The sequence below is a fragment of the Archangium sp. genome, from assembly GCF_036388035.1.
In the GTDB taxonomy this organism is placed as follows: domain Bacteria; phylum Myxococcota; class Myxococcia; order Myxococcales; family Myxococcaceae; genus Archangium.
On record NZ_DASVSO010000256.1, the window covers coordinates 1 to 4,977 of the forward strand.

Here is a 4,977-nt window from a genome sequence, read left to right on the forward strand (position 1 = left end):
GGTGCCGGTCATCGGACCCGTGAGGCTCCAGGTGTTCGTGGCCGGGTCGTACAGCTCCGTCGCCGAGGTGCTCTGGCTCCCTCCCGCCACGAGCACCTTGCCGGAGGGCAGCAGCAGCGCCGTGGCCCCGGTCTGGATGTACCGTAAGTCCGCCGCGGCGCTCCAGGTGGCCGTGGTCGGATCGTACAGCTCCGCCTTGTTGAGGTACGCGCTGTCGTTCTTGCCCCCCACCACGAGCACCTTGCCCGAGGGCAACAGCACCGCCGAGTGGCTGGTGCGAGCGGTGATCATGTCCCCCGTGGAGGACCAGGCCGGGTCGATGACCACGGGGCCCGTCAGGCCCTCCAGCGAGACCGTCAGCTCGACCACCACCCTGCGAGCGGACGGGCTCTCCAGGGGGGTGGACCCGAGCAGCTTCATCTGTCCCTCGCGCGAGAGGCCCGCACGGTCCCGGACCACCAGTGAGTGCATCCGCACCACCGGCCGCTCGGAGGCGTCCAGGAACTCCAGGTGGCTGCCAGCATCGCGCACCCGCACCACACCTTCTGGCACCGTGATCTCATAACGCGCGCGGTGCTCTCCCCGCGCCTGCGCGAGGATGAGGAACTCCTCCGCCCGCCGCGTCCGCCACCGCCGCTCCCCCTCCAGCCGGCTCGCGCCGACGGGCTTCCAGAAGCGCGAGGAGCCATAGAAGGCCGCGCCTCCACTCGCGCGCGCCGCCGGACCCCGCTCGCTCCCGTCCTCACGCACCTGGAAGAGGTAGCCCCGGGTGGAGATCTCCATCACACCGCCCGCCTCGGCCGGCAGCGTCACCTGGAGTGCCGTCTCATCCAGACGCGTTGCCTCCGTGCCTGGCGCCTCCGCCTGGAAGAACTCCGGGAAGTACGCCTCGGCCAGCTCGAGGGTGGCCTCATCGTTCGGAGTGGCTTGCCATGCCTCCGCGGCCAAGCCACGCGAGGACGTGGCCTCTCTTCCGGCTCCCAGGGCCTGGCTTTCCTGGACCGTGGCGGGGGCTTCCTGGCTCTCGGGAGCAGGAGGGGACTCGCCACATGCGAGCAGTCCCAGGAGGGGAATCAAGGCCAGGAACCCGGCCCCGAGGGAGGGGGAATGCCAACGAGCGGCAGCCCGCTCTGACCTGACCCGCGCATGCGTTTGGAAGTACATGGCGGCATCTGTAGCAAGTGCCTCTTGCCTCGCGATGTACCACTAAAGGAGTACGGACTCGCGGTGCATCCGCCTGCCCCTGAGGGCTCACGCGGGGCGGTAGGGAAGCTCCAGCGTGAAGGTGGCGCCACGCCCCGGCCCGTCGCTGTGGACGGACAGCGAGCCATCCAGCTCCTGGGCCGCGAGGGCACTGGAGTGCAGGCCGAAGCCGTGCCCCTCCTCGCGGGTGGTGAAGCCGTACTGGAAGATGCGCGTGAGCAGCTCCGGCGCGATGCCCACCCCGTTGTCGTGGATGTCGATGCGGACCCGGTCCTCGGGGAGGCGCTCCAGCTTCACGCTCAGGCGCCGCTCGTCCGGAGGCAGCTCGTCCATGGCGTACTTGGCGTTGCTGATCAGGTTGACCAGGATCATCAGCAGCTTGTGCTTGTCGGTCAGCACCGGAGGGAGGGGCTCCAGGTGTCGCTCCACCTTCACCCGATGGCGGGCGAGCCCGGCCGCGTTGATGCGCAGCGCGTCCTCCACCGAATCCAACAGGCGCACGGACTCGTGCAGCCGGGGAATCCTCGCGTAGTTCTGCTGCATCTTGACGATGTCGCCGATGTGCTCGGTGTACCGGCCCACTTCGTCGAGCAGCCCTTGGAGCGTCTTGCGCTCGTTGAGCAGGTTCTGCGCGAGCTTGTGGAGGAAGGGCCTCAGATGCCGGCCCCGCGCGTCCTGGGTGAGGAAGGGGCCGAGGTCGGCCTGGTGCTCATCGAGCATGGTCGCCACCCGCTGCACCTGCTCGAGCCGCATCCCCTCCACCCGCTCCCTGGCGAGCTGGGCGGAGGTGTAGACGCTGTTGAGCACGTTGCCCACGTTGTGCAGCACGTTGGTGGCGATCTCCGCCATGCCGGCCCGGCGCGCCGTCTGGAGGAGCTGTTGGTGGATGTCCCCCAGCTCGCGCGTGCGTGCCTCCACACGCTGCTCCAGGGTGTCGTTGGCCTGACGCAGGGACTCCTCGCGCCGCTGCACCTCATCGGCCATGAGCCGGAAGGAGCGAGCCAGTTGTCCCAGCTCATCCTCTCGCGAGGTGTCCAGCTCGACGCGGAAGTCCTTGCCCGAGGCCACCCGGTCGGTGGCCTGGCTGAAGGCCAGCAGCGGGCGGGTGACCTGTTGGCGCAGCACCCAGGACATGATGGCCAGCTCCAGGACCAGCGAGAGCACTCCGAGCAGCAGCACGATGTGCGCGGCCTGGATGGCGGGGCGGGACACCTCGCTCTCGGGGAGCACCGTGACGAAGTTCCAGCCCGGGCCCGTCAGCCGTGCCACCGCGAAGTACTCGTGGTGCTCCGGGAGCTCCAGCACCGTCTCGCCGGGCGCGCGGTGCTTCACCCGCTCGAAGATGCTCCGCAGGTGAGCCATCCACTCCGGGTTCTCGGTCGGCGTGGCGGCAGCCGCCTCCTTCATGCCGGGATGGGCGATGAGCTGGCCGTCGTCGCGGAGGAGGACGTTGTACGCGCCCGGCAGGTGGTCGCTGAGGGTGCGCTTCATCAGCTCCTCGAGGAGCACGTCATGGCCTACCGTCATGACATGGCGGCCCTCCAGGTCCACCGGGGTGGCCGCGGTGATCATCCTGCCGTGGCTGACAGGCTCCTCGTAGATGGCGGTCCAGCTCGTCTGCCTGCGGGGGTTGTTCTCCGGCAGGCTGGAGACCATGTACTCGAGGGAGGAGAACACCTCGTCGGGTCCGGCGTCGTGGGAGTAGGTGGGGCTGTCGGGCCAGTAGATGATGTTCGGCCCCTCGGGCAACGTGATGAAGGTGTCCGCGAAGCGCGTGCGGAAGGCGGGCCCGTACTGGGAGAGCACGTCGTAGGCGGCGAGGATGCGCCGGCGCAGATCCAGGTCGAGGCTCACGCTGCGGGGGACATAGACACTCGCCACCTTCGTGCCATCGAAACCCTCGAGGCGGGAGCGGACCGAGCCGTCGGGCATTCGCGTGAACAGGCGGTTGAAGCGGGCCTCCACCTCCTCCGGCTGGAGCGCGCGGAGCTTCTCCTGGAGGGCTTTGGCCACGGCGGCGTGGTTGTCCTGCGCCAGCACGAAGATGGCTTCCTCGCGCTCGGCCCGCTCGGAGACATGCTGCTCCAACTGCGCGAGTGCCTGGGTGCGCAGGGTGCGGAGCATGTGCAGGTAGCTGAAGAGCGTGGTCAGCGTGATGATCACCGCGATGCGCACGCCCATCTGGATGAGCGTCGATCGGGCAAGGGGGGCGCGGGGGGAGGACGTGGGCCGCATGGGCGCCTCGAGTCTAGACCAGGCCCCGCGCGAGCCGCGGGTAGGAGCGACATGGACCGCGGGAGCCGTCGGCCCGGGACTTGCGAATGAGCCACCGTCGACGGAGGAACGGATGGGCATTCGCGCAGGCACGGTAGGCGCAGCACTCACGGTCATTTCATTGCTCGCGGTGGGTTGCGGTGACCGGGCCAAGACAATCGACCCGCGGGTGGAGCAGGAGCCCGGCCCATCGGAGGGAAATGAAGTTCCCTCGGACACCCCTCCCGTTCCCTCCGAGGATGCCGGCACTCCTCCGCCCTCCATTCCGGACGAGGCGGACGAGGATGCGGGGACGCCGCCTGATACCGGCACGCCACCGGACGCGGGAACGCCACCTGATACCGGCACGCCACCGGATGCGGGCCCGTGGCCGGTGGACGCGGTGCTCGACTACACGCGGTCGTTTGGCGTCGGCACACCGCGCAGCGTTGGACTCGATGAAGGGCTCAACCTCTGGCTCCTCGACGGCAACCGCATCGGCGTGCTGCGCCCGGGCGATACGGCTCCGAGGTGGACCACGGGCATCGGTCAGGCTCGCCAGCCGTTTGGCCGGGATTCGCTCGCCATCGACTCGACGGTCATCTGCGGCGGTGAGGCCGGGCGCGCGTACGTGGGGTATCGCGCCGCCGAGATGCAGCGGGCGGACGGAATCCGGCAGCGCACGTACATTCCCGGACCGGGCGAGGCGAACTACACGCCCGAGCGCTACGCCGAGTACCAGAAGGGAGACCTCGATGCGGTCCGCCTCCAGCCGGATGGGACCGTCGCGCTCGAGGAGCACATCTGGCGCACCACCGGCTCGTCGAACGCGGGCAAGCAGATCGGCATCCACAACACGAACGACTTTCACTACGAGGAGGATCGCAGCGTCCTGAACTGCGCCCGTGTGACGCGCGGCGCGTATCGCGGCGACCTCTACATCACGACGAACCACGGGGTGACCCGCATCCAGGGACTCACGTACAACAGCCACCGTCATCCGGGCTGGTACCTCGTCACCACGAATCCGGACGGCTCCAGGGACGAGTCGCTCCAATGCCCGCCGATGTACGGGCTGGGCCTCGCGCGGAATGGAGACGTCCTCGTCGCGAACCAGCAGATGCTCGGAGTGCTCATCCCGAGTGGAAAGCTCGAGGAGTGGGACCGCGAGCAGACCTGGGCAGGCCCCACGCCCTGGCGTTTCAAGGGCTTCAATGAAGTGCTCAATGGACAGGCGGCGGATGATTTCTGGCGCGCCTTCGAGCAGACCACCTCGGGCCGCTACTACCTGGGGAGCGCGGAGTTCGGCGTCTGGGCGATGACGCCGAAGACACGCTCCTCTGGGAACTGGTCGAAGCTGGCCGGGCTGCCGACGAATCGGATCCTCGCGCTCAAGGCGACGGACGATGGCGCGCTCTACATTGGCACGGAGGGCGCGGGCCTCTGGCGGCTGGAGCCGGACGGCCTGACGCTGAATCCGGTGCGGCAGGTGCCCGGCCAGCGCGTCTTGCAACTCGTCTA

Annotated in this window: 3 protein-coding genes; 1 reads left to right on the forward strand and 2 read right to left on the reverse strand. The window is 68.8% G+C overall.

Annotation, left to right across the window (positions count from 1 at the left end):
• On the reverse strand, positions 1-948 hold a 948-nt coding region (locus VF697_RS10950), incomplete at its 3' end, for a Kelch repeat-containing protein (protein ID WP_331094024.1).
• Between the two features lie 303 nt (positions 949-1,251).
• Positions 1,252-3,438 carry an ATP-binding protein gene (locus VF697_RS10955; RefSeq protein WP_331094026.1) on the reverse strand — a complete coding sequence of 729 codons (2,187 nt, stop codon included), beginning with the start codon at positions 3,436-3,438 and terminating at the stop codon, positions 1,252-1,254.
• A gap of 112 nt (positions 3,439-3,550) precedes the next feature.
• Here VF697_RS10955 and VF697_RS10960 point away from each other — a divergent pair.
• The coding region (locus VF697_RS10960) for a hypothetical protein (protein ID WP_331094028.1) at positions 3,551-4,977 on the forward strand (1,427 nt) is incomplete at its 3' end.

Bases quoted from the DNA above. Each gene is read 5' to 3' on its own strand.
- VF697_RS10955 (WP_331094026.1), bottom strand. From the start codon at position 3,438: ATGCGGCCCACGTCCTCCCCCCGCGCCCCCCTTGCCCGATCGACGCTC.